Source organism: Maricaulis sp. (assembly GCF_030149235.1).
Classification (GTDB): domain Bacteria; phylum Pseudomonadota; class Alphaproteobacteria; order Caulobacterales; family Maricaulaceae; genus Maricaulis.
This window is the reverse complement of record NZ_JASBRW010000081.1, coordinates 15,958-35,042: the sequence shown is the minus strand read 5'-3', so window position 1 is coordinate 35,042 and position 19,085 is coordinate 15,958. Positions and strand designations below refer to the sequence as shown.

Below are 19,085 nucleotides of genomic sequence, written 5' to 3'. Positions count from 1 at the left end.
TTCACCCAGTCCAGCAATTGTGACCAGACCGCCTTCGAGCGGGAGTGGACTGTGCCCGTCCCAACGCGGGGCAGTTAGCCTTCGACCATCACAACACCCGTGTATTGCCGTTTTTTCGTCGCCTGCTGCGCGCAGGGTCTTGTCTCAGGATCAGGGGCAGGGTCAGATGGGAAAATATTGCAATGCAGCAGGATTGTACGATGGGGTTTCACCGAACAAAACGCCTTCCTCCCTATGTATTCGAAGAAATTAATCGAACCAAGGCGAAATTGCGCAAGGATGGTGTCGATATCATCGATTTCGGGATGGGAAATCCCGATTTGCCGACGCCAGCGCACATCCTGGACAAGCTGAAGGAGACCGCCGACGCCGAGCGGACTAATCGATACTCGGCCTCGCGGGGTATTCCCGGCCTGAGAGCCGCCCATGCGCGATATTACAAGAAGCGATTTGGCGTCGACCTGGACCCGGATACCGAAACTATCGTCACGCTCGGTTCAAAGGAAGGCTTTGCCAACCTCGCCCAGGCCATTACCGCGCCGGGTGATGTCGTGCTTGCGCCCAGCCCGTCTTACCCGATCCATACGTTCGGATTCCTCATTGCCGGCGGCACGATCCGGCATGTCCATGCGCCGACCCCGGAAGACTATCTGGCCGGGTTGGAGCATGCCGTACAGCATTCGGTGCCCAAACCGATCGCGATCGTGGTGTGTTACCCGTCCAACCCGACGGCCCAGACCGCGACGCTGGATTATTATGAGCGCGTGGTCCGCTTCGCCAAGAAACACGACATCCTGATCCTGTCGGATCTCGCCTATTCGGAAATCTACTTCGGTGACACCCCGCCACCGTCCATGCTTCAGGTCGAAGGCGCGAAAGAGCGGACCATCGAGTTCACCTCGATGTCGAAAACCTATTCCATGGCCGGCTTCCGGGTCGGGTTTGCGGCCGGTTCAGAGCGTCTGGTCGCGGCGTTGGCACGGGTGAAATCTTATCTCGATTACGGCGCTTACACACCGGTCCAGGTGGCGGCTTGCGCGGCCCTCGACGGTCCACAGGACTGTGTCGATGAAGCACGGGCGATTTATCGCAACCGGCGCGATGTCCTGGTGGAGAGTTTCAGTCGCGCGGGCTGGCCGGTGCCGGCGCCGGAGGCGTCCATGTTCGCCTGGGCTCCTTTGCCGCCGGGGTGCGAGGAGATGGGCTCGCTCGAATTTTCCAAGGCGCTAATGCAGGAGGCTGGTGTTGCCGTCGCGCCCGGGATCGGCTTTGGCGAGCATGGTGAGGGGTATGTGCGCCTGGCCCTGGTTGAGAATGAGCAACGCATTCGCCAGGCCGCAAGAAAAGTGGCGGGTTTTTTGAAAACCCGCCAACCCAGATTGCGTGCTGTCTAGGGCAGAGCCTTAGAAATAGCGCGTCACCGAACCGCCCGGACCGAAAGCGCCCGGACGTGCTCGACTACGGCTACGGCGGCGGCGCATGCGTGACTGCATGACCTTGCGGGCATCTTCCAGCGGCGGCAGATCACCTTCGCCGGCATTGAGGTCCTCGCGGTGGGCGCAGAAGTCTGCATAGGCCTCAAGTTCCGGCTCGAGGCCGGCGCTGACCAGGTCGATCATGATGGCATCATCGACATAGCCGATGCCCGGGATGTGATCGGGGATCAGATCATGTGGCTCGGCAAAATAGGCCAGAGCGTCGAGGACGCGCTTGCGGTCGTCGCCGTCGAGCTTCCAGTCCTCGTCCTTAATCATGGCGACCAGCGGATCGAGTTTTTCAATGCGGTCCTTGACGAAGGCCGGCGGATTGGAGGCCAGCGCCTGCTTTTTCATCGCCGCGACGCCCTCAAGGATCTCTCCTTCATCGCCATGCTTTTCGCAGGCTTCGTCCAGCTTCTCCTTGAAAAAGGCGATATCGGTTTCGGTAAGCTCGAACTCGACTTTGAGGGAAGGAGCGGAAGTTTCGGACATCGGGGGGCCTCGCTGGTGAAGAGTGGTGGCGACATACAAGCAGATTCTAGTCAGAGCTGCTCGCATAATTGCTGCTAACCGTGCGTTAACAACGATGCCGGTTCGGGCTTCGGTCGCGAGGGCCCTTCGCCTAGTATTGTTCTCATGAATGTTGCCTTCAATACGGCCGTCTCCGGCATGCTGAGTGCGCAGTCCCAGTTATCGGCTGCGGCCCGCAATGTTGTGGAGGCCGCGTCGACCGGTCAGGACGTGATCCAGGCCAGTGTCGCGGTCAAGAAGGCCGAGATGGTCAGCAAGGCGGCAGCTGTAATGGTCAACACCACCAGCGAAATGACGGACACACTACTCGATATAACCGTCTGATCGTATCCGGTCCCGGGTGGCCGGTGGGCATCATCCCCGACATGTAGTCTTCATTGGCGTGTAGTCCGCAACCGGGGATGATCGCCCCACCCCGGGGGTCGCATTCCGCGCCGAAACGGCCTAACTGACGGGTATGACTCAACCCGTCTCCGTCGATATCGTGGCTGATCTGGTTTGCCCCTGGTGCTGGCTGGGCAAGCGCAACTGGGATGCGGCCCTCAAACAGGTGCCGAACATCAAGGTCCAGACCGTCTGGCGCCCCTATCAGCTTGATCCCGCCATCGCCCGTGAAGGCGCGCCCTATCGCGATTACATGAAGTCTAAATTCTCCGGCGAGAAGGCGGAGCAGTGGAAGGCGATGCGCGACTATCTGGAACAGTCCGCTCCGGGCGCCGGGATTGAATTCAACTTCGACGGCATCAAGCACCGCCCCAATACGCTCAACGCTCACAGGCTGATGCGCTGGGCGGCCGGGCAGTCCAAGTCCGATGCTGCGGCGGAAGCCCTGTTCGAGGCTTTCTTCAAGGACAATCGAGATATCGGCGATATCGCCGTGCTGATCGAGCTTGCCGGAGATATCGGCCTCGAGGCACCCATTGTTGGCGAGTTGCTGGCCAGCGACAAGGATGAGAAAGCGGTGTGGGACGAGGAAATGTTCTACCGCAAACTCGGGGTCAGCGGTGTGCCGACCTATATCTTCAATGGCCGTTTTGCCGTCTCCGGGGCGCAGGAGCCCGGTGTTCTGGCCGATGCCATTCGCGAGGCGAGCCAGATGCCGCCTGAGGAAAATGCAGACGAAGGGGAGGTCTAATCATGACCGTATTGGAAATTGCCGGCCTGTATGTCGGCCTTCAACTCATTCTCACCGTAGCCCTGGCATTCAATGTCAGCCTGAACCGCCAGCGCTCTGCTGTCAGTCTGGGCATTGGTGAAGACCAGAAGCTGGAACAGGCCACGCGCGTACACGCCAACCAGATCGAGCATGGCGTGCCCGGTATGGCCGGCTTGATCGCGCTGGCACTCGTGGACACATCCGCCACCATTCTGCATGGGCTGGGCATCGCGCTCCTGGTGGCGCGCCTTCTCCATGCCCAGGGCCTGATGTCAGTACCTGGCCGGAGTTTCGGCCGCCTGGTCGGGACGCTGGTGAGCTGGCTGACCCTGGTCGCCATGGGCGTCCTGTTGATTGTCGCTGCCCTGTAAGGATTGCCCGCACCTAGCGGCTGGAGCTATAGCCCGAACATGACAGATACATCCAACGCTCCCGACACCGTCCGTTTGCAGGATATCGCCGCCGACCTGGTTCAGCGCGCCTTGAAGGCGGGCGCCGACGCGGCCGAGGCCTCGATCGGGGAATCCCGCTCCACCGAGCTGTCCGTTCGTGATGGCAAGCTCGAGGAAATCGAGCGGTCCGAGAGCCTGGACGCAGGGGTGCGGGTCTTTGTCGGCAAGCAGCAAGCCGGCGTGGCCTTTTCCGACCTTTCCGCGACCGGTTGCCAGCAAAGCATTGAACGCGCCGTAGCCATGGCACGTGTCGCACCGGAGGATCCGTATTCGGCGCTGGCTGAGGCGGAACGTCTGGCCCAGGATCCGCCGGAACTGGCCCTGTTTGATGCGAGCCAGTGGTCACCGGCCGAGCTGGAAACCAAGGCGACAGAGATCGAGAAATTTGCCCGTGGTGTTGATGGCGTGACCATGACCGACAGCGCCTTTGCCAGCATGGGGCAAGGGGCAGCAGCCTATGCAACCTCGACCGGTTTCAACCGCGGCTGGCGCAAATCCATGTTCAGCTATGGCGCCAGCGTCATCGCCGAGAAGGATGGAGCGATGGAGCGCGACTACGCCGCCTCCAGTGCCCGCCGCCCCGAGGACCTGAAATCAATTGAGGAGATCGGCACCGAAGCGGGTGAACGCACGGCACGCCGGGTCGGGCCGCGCAAGATCGAAAGCGGTACCCTGCCGGTGGTGTTCGACCGTCGTGTCGCCTCGACCTTCCTGAGCGCATTGGCTGGCGCTGTGAGCGGACCGGCCGTCGCCCGGGGTGTCTCCTTCCTGCGTGACAAGCTGGGTGCGGCGGTGTTCGCCGACACGATCAATATCATCGATGACCCGCACAAGGACTGGGGCCATGGTTCGGCGCCGTTTGATGGCGAGGGCACGGTGAACCGGCGCAGCGCCGTAATCGACCAGGGCCGCTTGACGACCTGGTTCCTCAATTCTGCCTCCGCGCGTCAGCTCGACATGACCCCGACCGGGCATGCGCGCCGCTCCATGGGCGGTCCTCCGGGGGCCGGGCCGACCAATTTCCACATGGAGGCGGGCCGCCAGTCTCGCGATGACATGGTCGGCGCGATCCAGGATGGTGTGCTGGTCATGGAAATGTTCGGCCCGTCGCTGAACTCGAATACCGGTGACTGGTCGGTCGGCGTCTCGGGTTACAAGATCGAACAGGGCGTGATCGCCTACCCGGTAAGCGAGATCACCGTGGCGGGCAATCTCATCGAGATTTTCGGCCGGCTCGTGCCTGCCAGTGACCTTGAATTCCGGGGTGCGTTCAATGCACCCAGTATCTTCGTCGACGCTATGGCCGTCGGCGGTCTTTGATCTCTCCAAGAGGAGCCATCATGGCCAATCCCACAGACAGCAAATTCGAAAAACAGCTTCTGCACCTGGTGATCGGTGGGGAGCTGCAAACCGTTGATCCGGACAATATCGCCTTCAAGGATCTCGAACAGATCGATTTCGTCGGTGCGTTCGGCAGCTATGCCGAGGCCCGGGCGGCCTGGAAGGGCGCGGCTCAGCGGACCGTGGACAATGCGCACATGCGCTATTTCATCATCCACGCGCACCAGCTTCTCGAACCGAATACCGACAAGAAGTAGATCGCTTTGAGCGCCGCTCCCCGTCAGTCCACCCTCGCGCTGGGCCGCCGCCTGTGGCGCGACTGGGTCCTGAAGCGGCCGGCGCTGGTCGCTCTGGCCCTGTCGCTCTCCGTCGTCACGGCGGGGGCGGCGGCAAGCTATGCCGGGTTGATCGCCTGGACGTTCAACCTGCTCGAGGCCCGCAGCGCCGACTTTTTCCCGCTGGCGCCCATGGTCATCATGGGCTTGGCCACGCTGCGTTCGGTGAGCCTCTACGCCCAGACCGTACAGACCAATAATATCGCTCTGCATGTCATGCAGGACATGCAGAACTCGATGTTCTCCAAACTGGTGCATGCGGATTTCGCGCGGTTGAGCCTTGAGCCCGTAGGCGGGCTGGTGTCGCGCTTCACCAATGACATCACCTTGTTGCGCGAGACGCTGGTGCGCCTGGCCAACAACCTGGTGCGCGATGTCTTCACCGTTATCGGTGCGATCGCCTGGATGCTCTATCTCGACTGGATGCTGACGGCGATGATCCTGCTCGTCTATCCGATCGCCTTCTATCCGGTTCTGCAGATCGGTCAGCGCCTCCGCAAGACCTCGGCCGATGCCCAGTCGCAAATGGGCGCCGTGACCAGCCAGCTCGAGGAGAGTTTCTCTGGTGCGCGCATGGTCAAGACCTATGGTCTGGAAGGCTATGAAACCGAACGGGCCGGCAAATCCTTTGCCGAGCGTTTGCGCTTCCTGTTCCGCATCACCGAGAACAAGGCCCGCGTCGACCCGATCCTTGAAGTCGCCGGGGGTGTTGCCTTGGCCGGTCTGGTCGCGTTTGCCGGCTGGCGCCTGATGAATGGCGAAACCTCGATCGGCAATATCCTGGGCGTGCTGACCGGGATAGGCGTGATGTCGCCGGCCATCCGCGCGATCGGCACGCTCAATGCCGTGGTGCAGGAAGGCTTTGCCGTCCTCGACCGTGTCTTCAGCGTACTGGACGAGGTGGATACGGTCACCCCGTCGCTTGATGCACCACCGCTCTCGGCCAGTGCCGGTGAAGTGGCGCTGAGTGGTGTGCGGTTTGCCTATCCTGACGGGACGTTGGCGCTCGACGGCGTCAATCTGGTCGCGCGGCCAGGCAAGACCGTCGCCCTCGTCGGACCATCCGGTTCGGGCAAGTCTACGGTGCTGAACCTGATCCCCCGGCTTTATGATGTCTCGGACGGACAGGTCGAAATTGATGGCCAGGACGTGCGTGCAGTTTCGCTCGCATCCTTGCGTGCCAGCCTGGCTCTGGTCAGCCAGGATGTGACCCTGTTTGACGATAGCGTCCGCGCAAATATCGCCTTTGGCCGGCTTGGGGCCAGCGACGAGGATATTATCGCCGCCGCCAAGGCCGCCGACGCCCATGACTTCATCATGGAGTTGCCGGAGGGGTATGACAGTCGGGTCGGCCCGCGCGGCGGCAATCTGTCCGGTGGCCAGCGCCAGCGCCTGTCGATCGCCCGGGCGATCCTGAAGGACGCGCCCATCCTGCTGCTTGATGAGGCGACCAGCGCCCTCGATACGGAGTCCGAGCGGCGCGTGCAGGCCGCCCTGGAGCGTCTTTCCGAGGATCGTACCACGCTGGTGATTGCTCACCGGCTCTCGACCGTGCGCGATGCCGACTGGATCTACGTCATGGAAGCCGGGCAGGTCCGCGAGGAGGGCCGGCACGACGACTTGCTGGCGCGCGGCGGGCTCTATGCAAAGCTGTGCAAGCTTCAGTTCGGCGGAGACGACTAGGCGGTTCCGCCAAGGTTATCAGCCGCTTCGTTCTCGACCGTATCCGTCGCCGGCTGCGTATCGGCCGGGAGGTCGAGCCAGAAGACCGAGCCCGCGCCCGGTGCGCTTTCGACCCGGATGTCTCCACCCATCAGTTCGGCCAGTTTCTTGGCGATGGCGAGGCCCAGACCGGTACCGCCATTCTTGCGTGCCAGCTCGCTTTCGGCCTGGCTGAACGGCATGAAAATGCGCGACATCAGATCACTGTCCATACCGATCCCGGTGTCGCCGATCTCGTAGCAGACGACGTGGCGGCCATCCTCTTTTTGCGACATCAGGCAGCGCATGCGGATCTCACCCCGATCGGTGAACTTGATCGCGTTGGACAGCACGTTGGATAGGATTTGTCGTACCCGGGCTGGATCGCCCGCGGCTTCCCGGTCGGCGATTGGATCGATGTCGAGATGGAAGTTCAGACCCTTCTCCATCGCCTTGAGCCGGTAAGGCATTTCCAGCGAGCGGACCAGGTCGGCGGGGTTGTAGACCGCGTCCTCAACCTCGAAACGCCCGGACTCGATATGGGCGAGGTCGAGGATGTCATTGAGAATGTCCAACAGGGCCTGGCCCGAGCTCTGGATCATCTCGACCATCTCGCGCTGGGAGCTTTCCAGCTCGGAGGCGGACAGCAGGCTCGACATGCCCAGCACGCCATTCATCGGCGTGCGGATTTCATGGCTCATCGTGGCCAGGAATTTGGACTTGGCGCGGCTGGCTTCCGTGGCTTGCTGGCGCGCCTCGACCAGGTCATGGATATCGGTCATGGCGCCGACGAAGCGGCTGGCTTCGCCGTCCGGCGTGCGCACGGCTTCGCCACGGATGCGGAACCAGCGGTAATTGCCGCCGACCACCTTGATGCGTGCTGTCATGTCGAAAGCGCGACCGGTTTCCAGATGGGCGCTGAAGGCCGAGTTGAACCGCATCCGGTCTTCGCGGTGGATCAGGGTGGAGAAGGTCTCCGAGCCGGCAGTGAAATCGCGGGACTGGTAGCCCAGCAGTTCGCGGCAGCGGGCGGAGAGATAAATCTGATCGGTTTCCAGGCACCAGTCGATAATCCCGTCGGACGTGCCCTTGATCGCTAGCGCGGCGCGCTCGCCCGACTCAACGGTGAGGATGTCGGCGGTGAGGCGGCGCTTGTAATGGCTCAGCACCGCGAGCAGCTCGTCGGCATCTTCCAATGGTCGCTTGAACTGGGCCACCACAATGCCGATGGACTGGGCGCCCTGATAGAGCGGCATGGCGATATAGCCGCGTATGCCCATCTCGCGCAGGCTGAAGTCCTGCGGGAAGCTCTCGGCGACGTGGTCCTCATGGATGGCCGGTCCCACGCGCATGACCTCGCGACAGGGTGTGCCTGCGAGCCCGTAGCAGAAGTTCTGGGTCAGCTGGTTGCCGGTCGCGACCTTGAGGGTGCGGACATATTTGTGTTGTACGTCAATCCGGCCGACGAGGACGCGGTCAGCATCGAACAGGTCGGCGACGGAGCAGACGAAGGCTTCAAGGAAAGTCTGACAGGATTCCCGAGAAAGAATGTAGTTCAACCGGCTCAGGCGTTCGCCAGCCTGTTCATCCCGGATCATCAGATCGCGCATCGCCCCGTCTCCCAACCTCAAGTCCGGCGCGCCCTTCGCGCTGAACATGGTTAACGGGGATTAATGTGCCGCAAAGCTGTGGATAGTTGATTCATATCTGATGATTCAGGCGGTTATAAAGAATCAAACCCCGCTATTCGCGGCGAAGAATGCGTTCTGTCAGCAGGTTACCCCACCAGCTCGCCATAAATTCAGCCTGTACAGCCTCTCGGTCGTAGACAGTCTCGACCCACTCCCAAAAGGCGATCGGATTTGATTCGTTATACTGCCGGTAGGTGTCGAAGAAATGGTCGAGCACCCCGGTCTTGCCAGCCTTAACATGCAGATATTTCAAGGAGAGGTGAGTGATCGCCTCTTCATACGGCAGGTTCAGATGGACGAGTCGGTAAAACACCGAGATCAGCCCGGCCCGGTCTGCGCCGGACTTGCAGTGGATCAGGGCCGGGTATTCGATTTCCTCGAAAATCCGCTTGGCCCGCTGCATGCGGTCGAGATACGGCGCCTCGCGTGATCCGAAGGGCATGTCGATCATGGCCAGGCCGAGCCGGTCGCAGGCCTCTTTCTCGAGATCGTAATAGCAGACACCCGGCTGGGTGCCGCGAATATTGAGAATGGTCTTGAACCCCTTCTCCTTGAGCGCTTCAAGCTGCTCCGGAGAGGGTTGGTTCGAGCGCCACATGCCGCCGCCGACTTCGTGGAAATTGGAGAAACGCTGGCGCAGTATGCCGTGGTCTTTCCACAAATAGTCAGTCCAGGCGCGCTGGCGGTCCTTGGGGTCGTTGAGATCGTAGGCCATACTCATCCAATCTTTACTGCGCGGCATTTAGGCCGCCAGGCGCGCGCTGGCAACCGCGAGCCGCGCTTGACCTTTTCGCGATTGGGGGCGAGCAAAGGTTATTATGTCTAAAAAACTCATGTCCCGACCTTGGGTCCAGGAAATTCTCGCCTTTGCTGGTGTCCTCTATATTGAGGCCGTGCGTTACTCCATTCGTTGGGAAGTTCGCAATAACGAGTACATCGAGAATGTACTGGACAATGACACGCCGATCCTTGGGGTCGTCTGGCACGGTCGTGTGCTGATGGCGCTGCAGGGCTGGTATCGCAAACGTCATCGCATGGTCGCGCTGGCCTCGCGTTCGCGCGAAGGCGATCTCGGTTCGCGCCTGGCCCGATGGTATAATGTCGTGCTGGTGCGCGGCTCCTCGCACAACAAGGCCAAGCCGGAGAAGTTCAAGGGCGGCGGTGTCGCCTATCGCGAGATGAAGCGCCTGATCGAGGAGGGCATGAGCGGCGTGATCACGCCGGACGGCCCGCGCGGCCCGCGCATGCGCGCCGGCTATGGCGCTGTCCGCATGGCGCGTGATACCGGCGTGCCCATCGTACCCTTCACCTGGTCGACTCGGCGCAAGACCATTCTGACCAAGGCCTGGGACCGGCATTGCCTGCCGCATTTCTTCACCAAGGGTGTGATCATCTGGGGCGATCCGATCCATGTCGCCAAGGATGCCACCCAGGAAGAGCTGGACGCTGCGCGGCAATTGCTCGAGGAGCGTATGATCGCCATTACCCGGGAAGCCGATGAGGCGGTCGGGGCCGAAGTCATCGAACCCGATGAGAGTGAGCGCCCGCGTGCTGACGCTGGGGGTGCCCCGGCATGAGCCTGCCGCCGTCATTGGCGGCCTACCGCTTCGCCATGCAACTTGCAGCGCCGCTCGCGCCCATGGTGCTGAAGCGGCGCGCGAAGACGGGCAAGGAAGATCTGTCCAGGCTCAATGAGCGTCTGGGACAGCCCAAGGCGCACCGGCCCGAGGGGGCTCTGGTCTGGCTGCATGGCGCCAGCGTGGGCGAGAGCCTCGTCCTGGCCACGCTCGTCGAGGAGCTTGGCGGAGTCCGGCCGGATCTCAATTTCCTCGTCACGACCGGTACGAAAACATCAGCCGAGCTGATGCAGCGACGCCTGCCGTCGAACGCCCGCCATCAATATGTGCCGGTGGATACGCAAGCGGCAGCGACCGGGTTTCTTGAGCACTGGAAACCCGATCTGGCGGTATTCGCCGAATCCGAGCTCTGGCCCAATCTGATTGTCGAGACTGCGCGCCGCGGAGTGCCCATGGCGCTGGTCAATGCGCGGATGAATGACCGCTCGCTTCGCAATTGGCGCCGCCGCCCGGATACAGCGCGCTGGCTGCTGGCCTGTTTCGACTGGATCGGCGCCGCCGATCAGCGTACCCGGGACGGCTTGGAAGACTTGACCGGATCGGCCGTCCCGCTGGCGGGGAATCTCAAGCTTGAAGCGCTTCCCGCTCCGCCTGATCCCCATGAGCTCTCGCGTATCAAGGTGGCGCTGGCCGGGCGCGAGGTCTGGCTGGCGGTGTCCACGCATGACGGCGAGGACGGGATCGCGCTCTTGGCCAATGCGATGCTGAAGTCCGAACATCCCAACGCGCTGTTGATCCTGGCACCGCGGCATCCCGAACGAGGCGACGAAATCGAACGCCTTTTGAAGCGTCACAAGCACAAATGGGCCCGGCGCTCCAAGGATGAGGTGCCGACCAGCGAGGATGATGTCTGGCTGGCCGATACGCTGGGCGAGATGGCGCTATGGTTCGCGGTCTCGCCGGCGGCGCTGATTGCCGGTTCCCTGAAGCCGGGGATTGGCGGGCATAATCCGATCGAGGCGACCCAGGCCGGCTGCTCGGTCCTGTCTGGCCGGCACGTCCCCAGCTTCCAGGACGTCTATGACGCCTATACCGAGCATGACGCGATCCGCTGGGTCGAGGATGCCGTCGACATGTCCGAAGCCGTTGCCGATATCTGGGGCCATCGTGGCCCCAGGCTAGAGCAGGCCCAGGCCGCGGTCAGCGCTGCTGCCGGTGGAGCCCTGGCGCGGACCGTATCGGCTTTGCAAGAGCTGCTTGAACCCGAGGAGGCGGAGCAGTGAAGGCACCGGCATTCTGGACGGTCAGCGAAGGACGTGAGGCCGCACCCCTGGTACGAGCCCTGCTATCGCCCTTGGCCGCGCTCTACGCCTGGGCCGGGGCCCGTCGCCTGCGCTCGACCCAGGCGCATGAGTTGAGCGTGCCGGTGATCTGCGTTGGTAATCTCACCTTGGGCGGGACTGGCAAGACACCGGTTGTGCAGTCCCTGATGCGGCGGCTGGCGGCTCTGGGTGCGCAGCCCTTTGCTCTGTCGCGGGGCTATGGCGGGCGTGAAAAGGGACCGCTCCAAGTTGATCCCGTGCACCAGGATGCCGGTGATGTCGGGGACGAACCCCTGCTCCTGGCCCAGGCCGGGCCGGTTGTGATCAGTCGGGACAGGCCGGCCGGGGCCGAGCTGGCAGCCGGGGAGGGGGCTTCCGTTGTGGTTATGGATGACGGGCATCAGAACCCGAGCCTTGCGAAGTCACTCTCCATTCTGGTCATCGATGGACAAGTCGGCTGGGGCAATGGCCGGGTCTTTCCCGCCGGCCCCCTGCGTGAACCGGTCGAGGCGGGGCTTGCGCGCGCCGATGCGGCGATTGTGATGATGCCGGATCAGGACAGCGAGCCGGATTATCGCGGGCTGGGCCTGGATGAGGTCGAATACCCGGTGCTGCGCGCCTGGATGAAACCGACTGCTCCACCGCCCGGCGGGGCTTTGATCGCCTTTGCGGGGATTGGCCGGCCGGAGAAATTCTATGATGCGCTGACAGCGGCCGGCGGCGAGATCATCGATACGGTCAGTTTCGGTGATCACCATGTCTTCTCGGAAGGGGAGCTGAAATACCTGTTCTCCTTGTCGGCGCGGCATGGCGCGAGCCTGGTGACGACGGAGAAAGACTGGGTGCGACTGCCGGTCCATGCCCGTGAACGCATTGCGGCCTGGCCCGTCGAGGCCGCCTTTGCCCAGTCGGACGTTCTCGATGCGCTGTTGCAGCGCGTCGTGGACGCCAGCGACGAGAGTGCTAAACCTTTGGCATGACTGACGCGTCCGCTCCCACTCCTTTCATGACTCGGCTTGGCTGGCGCCTCGAGGCGCTGGGCTGGGATGCCTATGAAGCCTGGTACAGAGCCAAGGGGATCGACAAGGCTTCCGATGCGGCCGGCGCGATGCTGCGCCGGATCGGCCCGATGACGCCGACCCACAATATCGCCCGCATCAATATGCAGCGCTGTTTCCCGGAGGCCGAACCGGTCGAGATCGAGCGTCTTCTGGGGCAGTCCTGGGAAGGGTTTGGCCGTCTGATCGGCGAGATGCCGAATATGGGCGCCTTCGCAGATGACGGGTTTTTCAATGAACGGGTCGAATTCGTTGGCCGCGAGCGCCTCGAAGCCGCCCGTGATGCCGGTACGCCAGTCGTCATTCTCGGCATGCATTATTCCAATTGGGAATTGTGCGGCACAGCGCTGATGAAGTCCGGGCTGAATTGCCACATCACCTACCGGGCGGCGAATAATCCCCATATCGATGCCCGCATTCTCGAAGCCCGCGCGCGCTATGACATCAAGCTGATGACGGCCAAGGGCGGAGACGGTGCCAAGAGCCTGATGGCTGCACTCAAGGCCGGCGAGTCCGTCGCGCTGATGAACGATCAGAAGATGAATGACGGCATCGAGGTGCCCTTCTTCGGATATGGTGCGATGACGGCGCCGGGGCCGACGCGTCTAGCCATGCGCCATAATGCACCCTTGATGATGATCACGGTTCAGCGTCTCGGCGGAGTGCGTTTCCGCGTTACGGTGCATGAGCCGATCGAGATCTCGACCAATCCGGACAAGAAACAGGCTGTGTTCGAGACTGTTACGCGCATCAACCAGCTGGCGGAAAAAGTCATCCGCCAGGCGCCGGAACAATGGTTCTGGGTCCATCGACGCTGGGCCAAGTCGGTCTACAAGACGGGTTAGCCGTTTCCCGCCTTCCGGGAAAAATCACCTGCCTTGCACCGTGTGATAGTATTGCGCTCCCCAGCAAGGAGCGCGCCATGCCGATACCCTATGCAATTCGTCCCGGTGACACGTTGAGCCGTCTGGCTCGGCTGCATTCGATCACGCTGGCCCGGCTGCTTGTCCTCAATCCGCAGGTGGAAAACCCCGACCTTATCAAGGTCGGCGAGATGATCCTGGTTCCCGATGGCGGACCGGCCCCGGCTCCGGTCCTGGCCGAGGAAAACGACCCGGCACCCGATCCCCTCTGGCTCAAGATCGCGCGCCGCGAAATGGGCGTCGCAGAAACGCCGGGCCCGGATCATACCCTGCGGGTGCTGGAATATCTTGCGGTCTGTTCCAGGACCGATCCTTCCCTGCGCTGCAAGGATGAAACCCCCTGGTGTTCCGCCTTCGCCTGCTGGGTGATGGAGCAAGCCGGTCATGACAGCCCGAAAACCGCCTGGGCCCGCAGCTGGTTCGATCAGAATTGGGGCGAGGAAGAACCGATGGGCGATCCCCGCCGCGGCGCCATCACCGTCTTCCGGCGCGGCACGGGCGGCCATGTCGGCTTCTTCATCGAGGATCTTGGCGACCGGGTTGCGGTGTTGGGGGGCAACCAGGCCAATAAGGTGAAAATCTCCAACTATCCCAAGCTGGGCAATCATTACGAGTTGCTGGGTTATCGCTGGCCGGTTTGATCGACTAGCGGGCGATAAGGTGTCCCGAGACGTCACGCTCGACGCCCGTCCTCTCCCCGGGGAGAGGTGGCCCGGCGCCGAAGCGCCGGGTCGGAGCGGGGGAAACAAGTCCCACTGCTTGAAAATCAACTCCCCCTCATCCCGGGCTTGATCCGGGACCCCGACAGGTCGCGTTGGACGTTGTCGAGGTCCTGACTTTCGTCAGGATGAGGGGCGCTTTGGTTGGATCAGCCCCTGGTCGGCTCACGCGCCGTGGGGTTTCTCCAGCGATGGCGTTTCATTGAAAATCTCCATTCCGCAACCATCCAGACAAGGGTTCTCGCTCGGAGGGCCTGAAGCCCTCCAAGAGGAGAGGACGTGCGGAATGCCGGCCGTGCCGGTATCTGTTGTGTAGTTGTGTGGCATGACTGGCATCCCGCACGCGGAGCTTTCCCGGACCGTCTCCGGACCGTGTCCAACCGGGGACGTAAAAGCGGTCGGTCGTTTAGTGCCGCTGCGACGTTCCCCGACGCCCTGCCGGAGGTGGATGCGCGTCACCGCACCCACCGCGGACAGGCTCCGCTGGCCCCCGGGCGATATCGACGTGCACATCGCCTCTCATCCCGGGAGCTTGGGGGATTATCGCCGAGCTTTACGGGCCGTGGATTATTCTCCCTCATCCCGGGCTTGATCCGGGACCTCGATGACGTCGAGCGTGACCTCTCTAGGTCCCGGAACAAGTCCGGGATGAGGGGTTTAAGTGTTGATATCCTGCCCCATTTTCCCCCGGATTTATTCCGGGGCCTGGTAGAGACACAAACGTCGATGACTCCAGGAACCGCCAGCGCCCAGAGACATCCACCCCGGGATAACGCCTGGTCCCCCGTGGTCCTCCAGGCATAGAATTATTCAACTGTGGATTGTTGTTCGGCGCTTCTTGACCATCTCGGCGTATCCATGACTTACTTCGGGCGCGCACTAATCCTGGGGGGAGACGATGCGGGTATTTCTGGCTGCTTTTGCGGCCCTTTTCGGTTGGTCCAGCGTTTCAGCACAAACGCTCGAAGAGCTTTACGCCATCCTGCCATCGGCCTGGAGCGCTCAGATTTCGCCGGATGGGAACAAGCTGGCGCTGGGGTGCCGCATGAATGGCGTTCGCGGTGTCTGCATCCATGACCTAACAGGTCAGACGCCCATGCGTGGGATTTCCGGGTCCTCCGAGACACGTATTCTCGGCATGTACTGGGCGAGCGATGATTACATCCTCTCCGAGATCTCCCAATACGCGACCGTTCCAACCTCCTCAGGCAATCGCGACGTGGTCTATACGCGCCTGATGTCGTCGAATGTCACGACCGGTGAAACCGTGATGCTGCTGGGCGATTATGGCGGGCGCTTTGGTGATCTTACCAATGTCACCTCGCTGTTGACCAATGACCCAACGCGAATCGCCATCGAGGTGAACACGATCCGCAACGTGTCCACCCGAAGTATGAGCCGCCTGCGCGATGACAATGAATACCAGCTCATCGTTCAGACGGTGGAGCTTGATACCGGCGATGTTGATGATTTCCTGCGCAATGAGAACGGCTCCATGCGCGATATTGTTCATGATGCGGAAGGCAATGAAATCGCTGCGGTCATCCATGATCGCCGGTCTGGCGAGTTCACGATCCGGCGCCTGAGCGGCGGCCGGATGGATCTTTATCGCGCCGAACACGAGGTCGAGCTGCCCGTTGTTTATGGTGTCATGGATGAAGGCCGTGCTCTGGCGGTGTGGATTCCGGGTGAAGTCGGGCTTGTCCGCGTTGACCTTGAGACCGGCGAGCGCACCTCATTCGGCGAGGGCGTTTCGCGTGCCCGGCCGATCATCGATCGCTATACCGGCGATCTGGTGGCGTTTGCCGGGATCGGACGGGACCTGCCGGTGCGGACCTATATCGATGGCGAACTGGAGCGCGTTCAAACCGCTCTGTCGGGCGCCTTGCCGCATGAAAATGTCGTGGTGGTGAACTGGTCCCAGGACCGTCAGGTCATCATTGCGGCGGGTCATGATATAGGCCGCTCGACCACTTACTATCTCTATGACCGCGGCGCGGGCAGCGTGTCGGTCGCTGGCGATGAATATGTCAATTTCAATGGCCGCACGATCCCGGTGACCGAGAGTTTCAGCTATACGGCACGCGACGGGCTGGATATCCCGGCCTATCTCACCCTGCCGCCGGGAATGAGCCGGGCCGATGGCCCGTTTCCGCTCATACTGATGCCCCATGGCGGTCCGCAGGCACGTGACAGCGGGCAGCTCGACACCTATGCTAATTATCTCGCCGAGAAGGGCTATGCCGTCCTGCGGCCGAATTTCCGCGGCTCCTCCGGCTATGGCCAGGCCTTTATCGAGGCCGGACACAACGAGTTCGCCGACGGCATGATCACCGACATGATCGATGGCGCGCAACATCTCGTTGCCGAAGGCGTGGCTCGCGATGGCGGCTATTGCGCCTTCGGAGCCAGCTATGGCGGCTATGCGGCGCTGATGCTGCCCCTGCTCGATCAGAACGGTGTTGAATGCACCATCGCCATGGCGCCCGTGACCGAGCCCCAGGCCATGTTCGCGGAGACCTATGGCAGCCGCAGTGCGACGCGCTATTGGGAGCGCTATATCGGTAGCCGTTTCGGTGACGACGCCCATTGGGCGGCGATCTCACCGGTCCAGCGCAGCGCCGAGTACGACATCCCGGTTCTGCTCATCCATGGCGAGGAAGACCTTGTTGTTCCGGTACTGCACTCCGAGCGTTTCATCGAGGCGCGCGGAGGTCAGGACACTGAGCTGCTCGTGATCGAGGGCGAGAACCACTATTTCGGCCATGAGGCGTCACGCCTGCAGGTGCTGCAGTCGGTGGGCGCCTTCCTCGACGCGCATTTCCCGGCGCAGTAGGGGCGGACGGGGATACATATCCCCCTCGGTGCAAGTCGTGACGACGCTGCTCGCTAGGGGAGTGGATTGCCCTTGATGTCGACGAACCGGTGGTCGGTAAGAGTGTTGCAAAGGCTAAGCAGTGCGCGGACGTCTGATGCCCCGGCGCCGTCGGTGACGAAGACGTCTGAACCTGGCCGCGGTGACCGGGGGCGGCTTAGTATGGCGATCTTCTTGCCTTGCTGTTCAGCGACAAGCACTCGGAAATAATCGAAGTCATCAAAGGACTGCTCGCACATCCATCCCAGACATTCTGCGACGTCTTCGGCATTCACAGCCAGATAACCGATCTCTCGATCGACCCATTTCTCCTGATCGAAGAGCGAAATCTGCTGCCTGGTGTTTTCGCGCTCAGACCTCAATCCCCAGCTCGCCCCAGATCTCATCCACCTTGGCCTTCGTAGCCGCATCCATGTCCAGCTTCTCGCCCCATTCGCGCTGGGTTTCATTGCCGATCTTGTTAGTGGCGTCGAGGCCGATCTTCGAGCCCAGGCCGGAGACCGGCGAGGCGAAGTCGAGATAGTCGATCGGGGTGTTTTCCACCGTGACAATGTCGCGGGCCGGGTCCATGCGGGTGGAGACGGCCCACATCACATCCTTCCAGTCGCGCGCATTGATGTCCTCGTCCACGACGATGATCCACTTGGTGTACATGAACTGCCGAAGGAAGGACCAGGCGCCCATCATCACGCGCTTGGCATGGCCAGCATAGGCCTTCTTCATCGAGATCACGGCGATGCGGTAGGAACAGCCTTCCGGTGGTAGCCAGAAGTCGAGAATTTCCGGGAATTGCTGCTGCAGGAGCGGGATGAAGACCTCGTTGAGGGCTTCGCCGAGCACGGCCGGCTCGTCCGGCGGGCGGCCGGTATAGGTGGTCAGATAGATCGGATCCTTGCGCATGGTGATGGCGGAGATCTTGAACACCGGGAATTGCTCGACGGAGTTATAATACCCGGTGTGGTCGCCATAGGGGCCTTCCGGACCGTACTCGTCGAGCATGACATGGCCCTCGAGCACGATCTCGGCCTCGGCGGGGACTTTAAGCGGGATGGTCTTGCAGTCGACCAGCTCGGCCTTCTTGCCGCGCAAAATGCCGGCGAACTGGTATTCCGACAGGGTGTCGGGCACCGGCGTCACAGCCGCCAGGATCGTGCCCGGATCGGCACCGAGCACGGCAGCGGCCGGCAGGGGGTCGGGTTTCTTGTCCTTCCAGCGCTGGTAATGCTGCGCGCCACCGCGATGCTTCAGCCAGCGCATCAAGGTCTTGTCCTTGCCCAGCTTCTGCATGCGGTAAATGCCAAGATTGAAATCGTCCTGGCGGTCGCCCTCGACATTGGGGCCCTGGGTCACGACGAGCGGCCAGGTGATCAGCGGCGCCGGTTCGCCGGGCCAGCAGGTCTGGATCGGCAATTTGTCGAGATCGATATCATCGCCGGTGAGCACGACCTCCTGGCACGGGGCCTTGGAGACGTTTTTCGGCCGCATCGACATCACTGTCTTGGCCAGCGGCAGCATCTCCATGGCATCCTTGATGCCGCGCGGCGGTTCCGGCTGGCGCAGGAAGGCGAGCAGTTCGCCAACCTCGCGCAATTCCTCTCCCGTGGTGCGGTTCTGATCGCCCAGCGTCACGGCCATGGCGACGCGCTTGACCGTGCCAAACAGGTTCACCAAGCAAGGCATGGGCGACTTCTCGCCCTTCTCATTGAATACGTTATTAAACAGCAGCGCTGGCCCTCCCGCATGCAGGGTCCGCTTGTGGATCTCGGTCATCTCCTTGTCGGTGGAAACCGGGTGGTCGATGCGGACCAGATCCCCCTGTTCTTCCAGTAAGTCGATGAATTCACGTAGCGATTTATAGGCCATGGGCGTCCTCTTCTGCCCCGCAAACTAGGGCGGTTGAGGCAATAAAAAAAGCACCTGAGGCAA

General features: G+C 61.9%; 18 protein-coding genes. 13 read left to right on the top strand and 5 right to left on the bottom strand.

Features of this window, described 5'->3' with window-relative positions; all coding sequences use genetic code 11:
- Positions 1-200: 200 nt before the first annotated feature.
- Positions 201-1,394: an LL-diaminopimelate aminotransferase gene (locus tag Q1V51_RS12235; protein WP_366522747.1), complete on the top strand. Its 1,194-nt coding sequence runs from the start codon at positions 201-203 to the stop codon at positions 1,392-1,394.
- A gap of 9 nt (positions 1,395-1,403) precedes the next feature.
- On the opposite strand, the gene Q1V51_RS12230 is transcribed toward Q1V51_RS12235, so the two are convergent.
- Positions 1,404-1,970, bottom strand: coding sequence for a YkvA family protein (locus Q1V51_RS12230; protein WP_300556750.1), 567 nt, complete (start codon positions 1,968-1,970; stop codon positions 1,404-1,406).
- Between the two features lie 144 nt (positions 1,971-2,114).
- On the opposite strand from Q1V51_RS12230, the gene Q1V51_RS12225 reads away from it, so the two are divergent.
- From Q1V51_RS12225 to Q1V51_RS12200, 6 genes are all read left to right on the top strand, one after another.
- On the top strand, positions 2,115-2,333 hold the full coding sequence (locus Q1V51_RS12225; RefSeq protein WP_300556748.1) for a hypothetical protein: 219 nt from the start codon (positions 2,115-2,117) through the stop codon (positions 2,331-2,333).
- 133 nt (positions 2,334-2,466) lie between these two features.
- Positions 2,467-3,144 (top strand): DsbA family oxidoreductase, encoded by a 678-nt coding sequence (locus Q1V51_RS12220; protein ID WP_300556746.1) that lies wholly within the window; start codon positions 2,467-2,469, stop codon positions 3,142-3,144.
- A gap of 2 nt (positions 3,145-3,146) precedes the next feature.
- On the top strand, positions 3,147-3,536 hold the full coding sequence (locus Q1V51_RS12215; protein ID WP_300556744.1) for an MAPEG family protein: 390 nt from the start codon (positions 3,147-3,149) through the stop codon (positions 3,534-3,536).
- A 39-nt stretch (positions 3,537-3,575) separates the two neighbouring features.
- On the top strand, positions 3,576-4,937 hold the full coding sequence (locus Q1V51_RS12210) for a TldD/PmbA family protein (protein WP_300556742.1): 1,362 nt from the start codon (positions 3,576-3,578) through the stop codon (positions 4,935-4,937).
- A 20-nt stretch (positions 4,938-4,957) separates the two neighbouring features.
- The gene (locus Q1V51_RS12205; protein WP_300556740.1) at positions 4,958-5,215 is read left to right on the top strand and encodes a DUF4170 domain-containing protein; all 258 of its coding nucleotides are present in this window, start codon (positions 4,958-4,960) and stop codon (positions 5,213-5,215) included.
- A gap of 6 nt (positions 5,216-5,221) precedes the next feature.
- The gene (locus Q1V51_RS12200) at positions 5,222-6,976 is read left to right on the top strand and encodes an ABC transporter ATP-binding protein (protein ID WP_300556738.1); all 1,755 of its coding nucleotides are present in this window, start codon (positions 5,222-5,224) and stop codon (positions 6,974-6,976) included.
- On the opposite strand, the gene Q1V51_RS12195 is transcribed toward Q1V51_RS12200, so the two are convergent.
- The gene (locus Q1V51_RS12195) at positions 6,973-8,604 is read right to left on the bottom strand and encodes a hybrid sensor histidine kinase/response regulator (RefSeq protein ID WP_300556737.1); all 1,632 of its coding nucleotides are present in this window, start codon (positions 8,602-8,604) and stop codon (positions 6,973-6,975) included. The two genes, Q1V51_RS12200 and Q1V51_RS12195, sit on opposite strands and share 4 nt — an antisense overlap.
- 133 nt (positions 8,605-8,737) lie before the next feature.
- Positions 8,738-9,406 (bottom strand): sulfur transferase domain-containing protein, encoded by a 669-nt coding sequence (locus Q1V51_RS12190; RefSeq protein WP_300556735.1) that lies wholly within the window; start codon positions 9,404-9,406, stop codon positions 8,738-8,740.
- Positions 9,407-9,503: 97 nt separating this feature from the next.
- On the opposite strand from Q1V51_RS12190, the gene Q1V51_RS12185 reads away from it, so the two are divergent.
- From Q1V51_RS12185 to Q1V51_RS12160, 6 genes are all read left to right on the top strand, one after another.
- The gene (locus Q1V51_RS12185; protein WP_300556733.1) at positions 9,504-10,262 is read left to right on the top strand and encodes a lysophospholipid acyltransferase family protein; all 759 of its coding nucleotides are present in this window, start codon (positions 9,504-9,506) and stop codon (positions 10,260-10,262) included.
- Complete coding sequence (locus tag Q1V51_RS12180) at positions 10,259-11,545, top strand: 3-deoxy-D-manno-octulosonic acid transferase (protein ID WP_300556731.1); 1,287 nt, start codon at positions 10,259-10,261, stop codon at positions 11,543-11,545. The genes Q1V51_RS12185 and Q1V51_RS12180 overlap by 4 nt, the downstream gene beginning before the upstream one ends.
- Positions 11,542-12,564 (top strand): tetraacyldisaccharide 4'-kinase, encoded by a 1,023-nt coding sequence (lpxK, locus tag Q1V51_RS12175; RefSeq protein ID WP_300556729.1) that lies wholly within the window; start codon positions 11,542-11,544, stop codon positions 12,562-12,564. Before Q1V51_RS12180 ends, lpxK begins: the two co-directional genes overlap by 4 nt.
- Positions 12,561-13,487 carry a lysophospholipid acyltransferase family protein gene (locus tag Q1V51_RS12170; RefSeq protein ID WP_300556727.1) on the top strand — a complete coding sequence of 309 codons (927 nt, stop codon included), beginning with the start codon at positions 12,561-12,563 and terminating at the stop codon, positions 13,485-13,487. Before lpxK ends, Q1V51_RS12170 begins: the two co-directional genes overlap by 4 nt.
- A 77-nt stretch (positions 13,488-13,564) precedes the next feature.
- On the top strand, positions 13,565-14,206 hold the full coding sequence (locus Q1V51_RS12165; RefSeq protein WP_300556725.1) for a TIGR02594 family protein: 642 nt from the start codon (positions 13,565-13,567) through the stop codon (positions 14,204-14,206).
- 976 nt (positions 14,207-15,182) lie between these two features.
- Positions 15,183-17,120 (top strand): prolyl oligopeptidase family serine peptidase, encoded by a 1,938-nt coding sequence (locus Q1V51_RS12160; protein ID WP_300556723.1) that lies wholly within the window; start codon positions 15,183-15,185, stop codon positions 17,118-17,120.
- A gap of 53 nt (positions 17,121-17,173) precedes the next feature.
- Here the strand turns inward: Q1V51_RS12160 and Q1V51_RS12155 are convergent, their stop codons facing one another.
- Together Q1V51_RS12155 and Q1V51_RS12150 are read right to left on the bottom strand one after the other, a co-directional pair.
- Positions 17,174-17,521 carry a hypothetical protein gene (locus Q1V51_RS12155; protein ID WP_300556721.1) on the bottom strand — a complete coding sequence of 116 codons (348 nt, stop codon included), beginning with the start codon at positions 17,519-17,521 and terminating at the stop codon, positions 17,174-17,176.
- Positions 17,511-19,022 carry a UbiD family decarboxylase gene (locus tag Q1V51_RS12150; protein WP_300556719.1) on the bottom strand — a complete coding sequence of 504 codons (1,512 nt, stop codon included), beginning with the start codon at positions 19,020-19,022 and terminating at the stop codon, positions 17,511-17,513. Before Q1V51_RS12150 ends, Q1V51_RS12155 begins: the two co-directional genes overlap by 11 nt.
- Between the last annotated feature and the right edge of the window lie 63 nt (positions 19,023-19,085).

What these genes read in the sequence shown, in the direction of transcription:
- Q1V51_RS12230 (WP_300556750.1), bottom strand. Translation starts at nt 1,970, where the DNA reads ATGTCCGAAACTTCCGCTCCTTCCCTCAAAGTCGAGTTCGAGCTTACC.
- Q1V51_RS12210 (WP_300556742.1), top strand. Translation starts at nt 3,576, where the DNA reads ATGACAGATACATCCAACGCTCCCGACACCGTCCGTTTGCAGGATATC.
- Q1V51_RS12150 (WP_300556719.1), bottom strand. Translation starts at nt 19,022, where the DNA reads ATGGCCTATAAATCGCTACGTGAATTCATCGACTTACTGGAAGAACAG.
- Q1V51_RS12220 (WP_300556746.1), top strand. Translation starts at nt 2,467, where the DNA reads ATGACTCAACCCGTCTCCGTCGATATCGTGGCTGATCTGGTTTGCCCC.
- Q1V51_RS12215 (WP_300556744.1), top strand. Translation starts at nt 3,147, where the DNA reads ATGACCGTATTGGAAATTGCCGGCCTGTATGTCGGCCTTCAACTCATT.
- Q1V51_RS12185 (WP_300556733.1), top strand. Translation starts at nt 9,504, where the DNA reads ATGTCTAAAAAACTCATGTCCCGACCTTGGGTCCAGGAAATTCTCGCC.
- Q1V51_RS12160 (WP_300556723.1), top strand. Translation starts at nt 15,183, where the DNA reads ATGCGGGTATTTCTGGCTGCTTTTGCGGCCCTTTTCGGTTGGTCCAGC.
- Q1V51_RS12165 (WP_300556725.1), top strand. Translation starts at nt 13,565, where the DNA reads ATGCCGATACCCTATGCAATTCGTCCCGGTGACACGTTGAGCCGTCTG.
- Q1V51_RS12170 (WP_300556727.1), top strand. Translation starts at nt 12,561, where the DNA reads ATGACTGACGCGTCCGCTCCCACTCCTTTCATGACTCGGCTTGGCTGG.
- Q1V51_RS12195 (WP_300556737.1), bottom strand. Translation starts at nt 8,604, where the DNA reads ATGCGCGATCTGATGATCCGGGATGAACAGGCTGGCGAACGCCTGAGC.
- Q1V51_RS12235 (WP_366522747.1), top strand. Translation starts at nt 201, where the DNA reads ATGGGGTTTCACCGAACAAAACGCCTTCCTCCCTATGTATTCGAAGAA.
- Q1V51_RS12205 (WP_300556740.1), top strand. Translation starts at nt 4,958, where the DNA reads ATGGCCAATCCCACAGACAGCAAATTCGAAAAACAGCTTCTGCACCTG.
- Q1V51_RS12225 (WP_300556748.1), top strand. Translation starts at nt 2,115, where the DNA reads ATGAATGTTGCCTTCAATACGGCCGTCTCCGGCATGCTGAGTGCGCAG.
- Q1V51_RS12180 (WP_300556731.1), top strand. Translation starts at nt 10,259, where the DNA reads ATGAGCCTGCCGCCGTCATTGGCGGCCTACCGCTTCGCCATGCAACTT.
- Q1V51_RS12190 (WP_300556735.1), bottom strand. Translation starts at nt 9,406, where the DNA reads ATGAGTATGGCCTACGATCTCAACGACCCCAAGGACCGCCAGCGCGCC.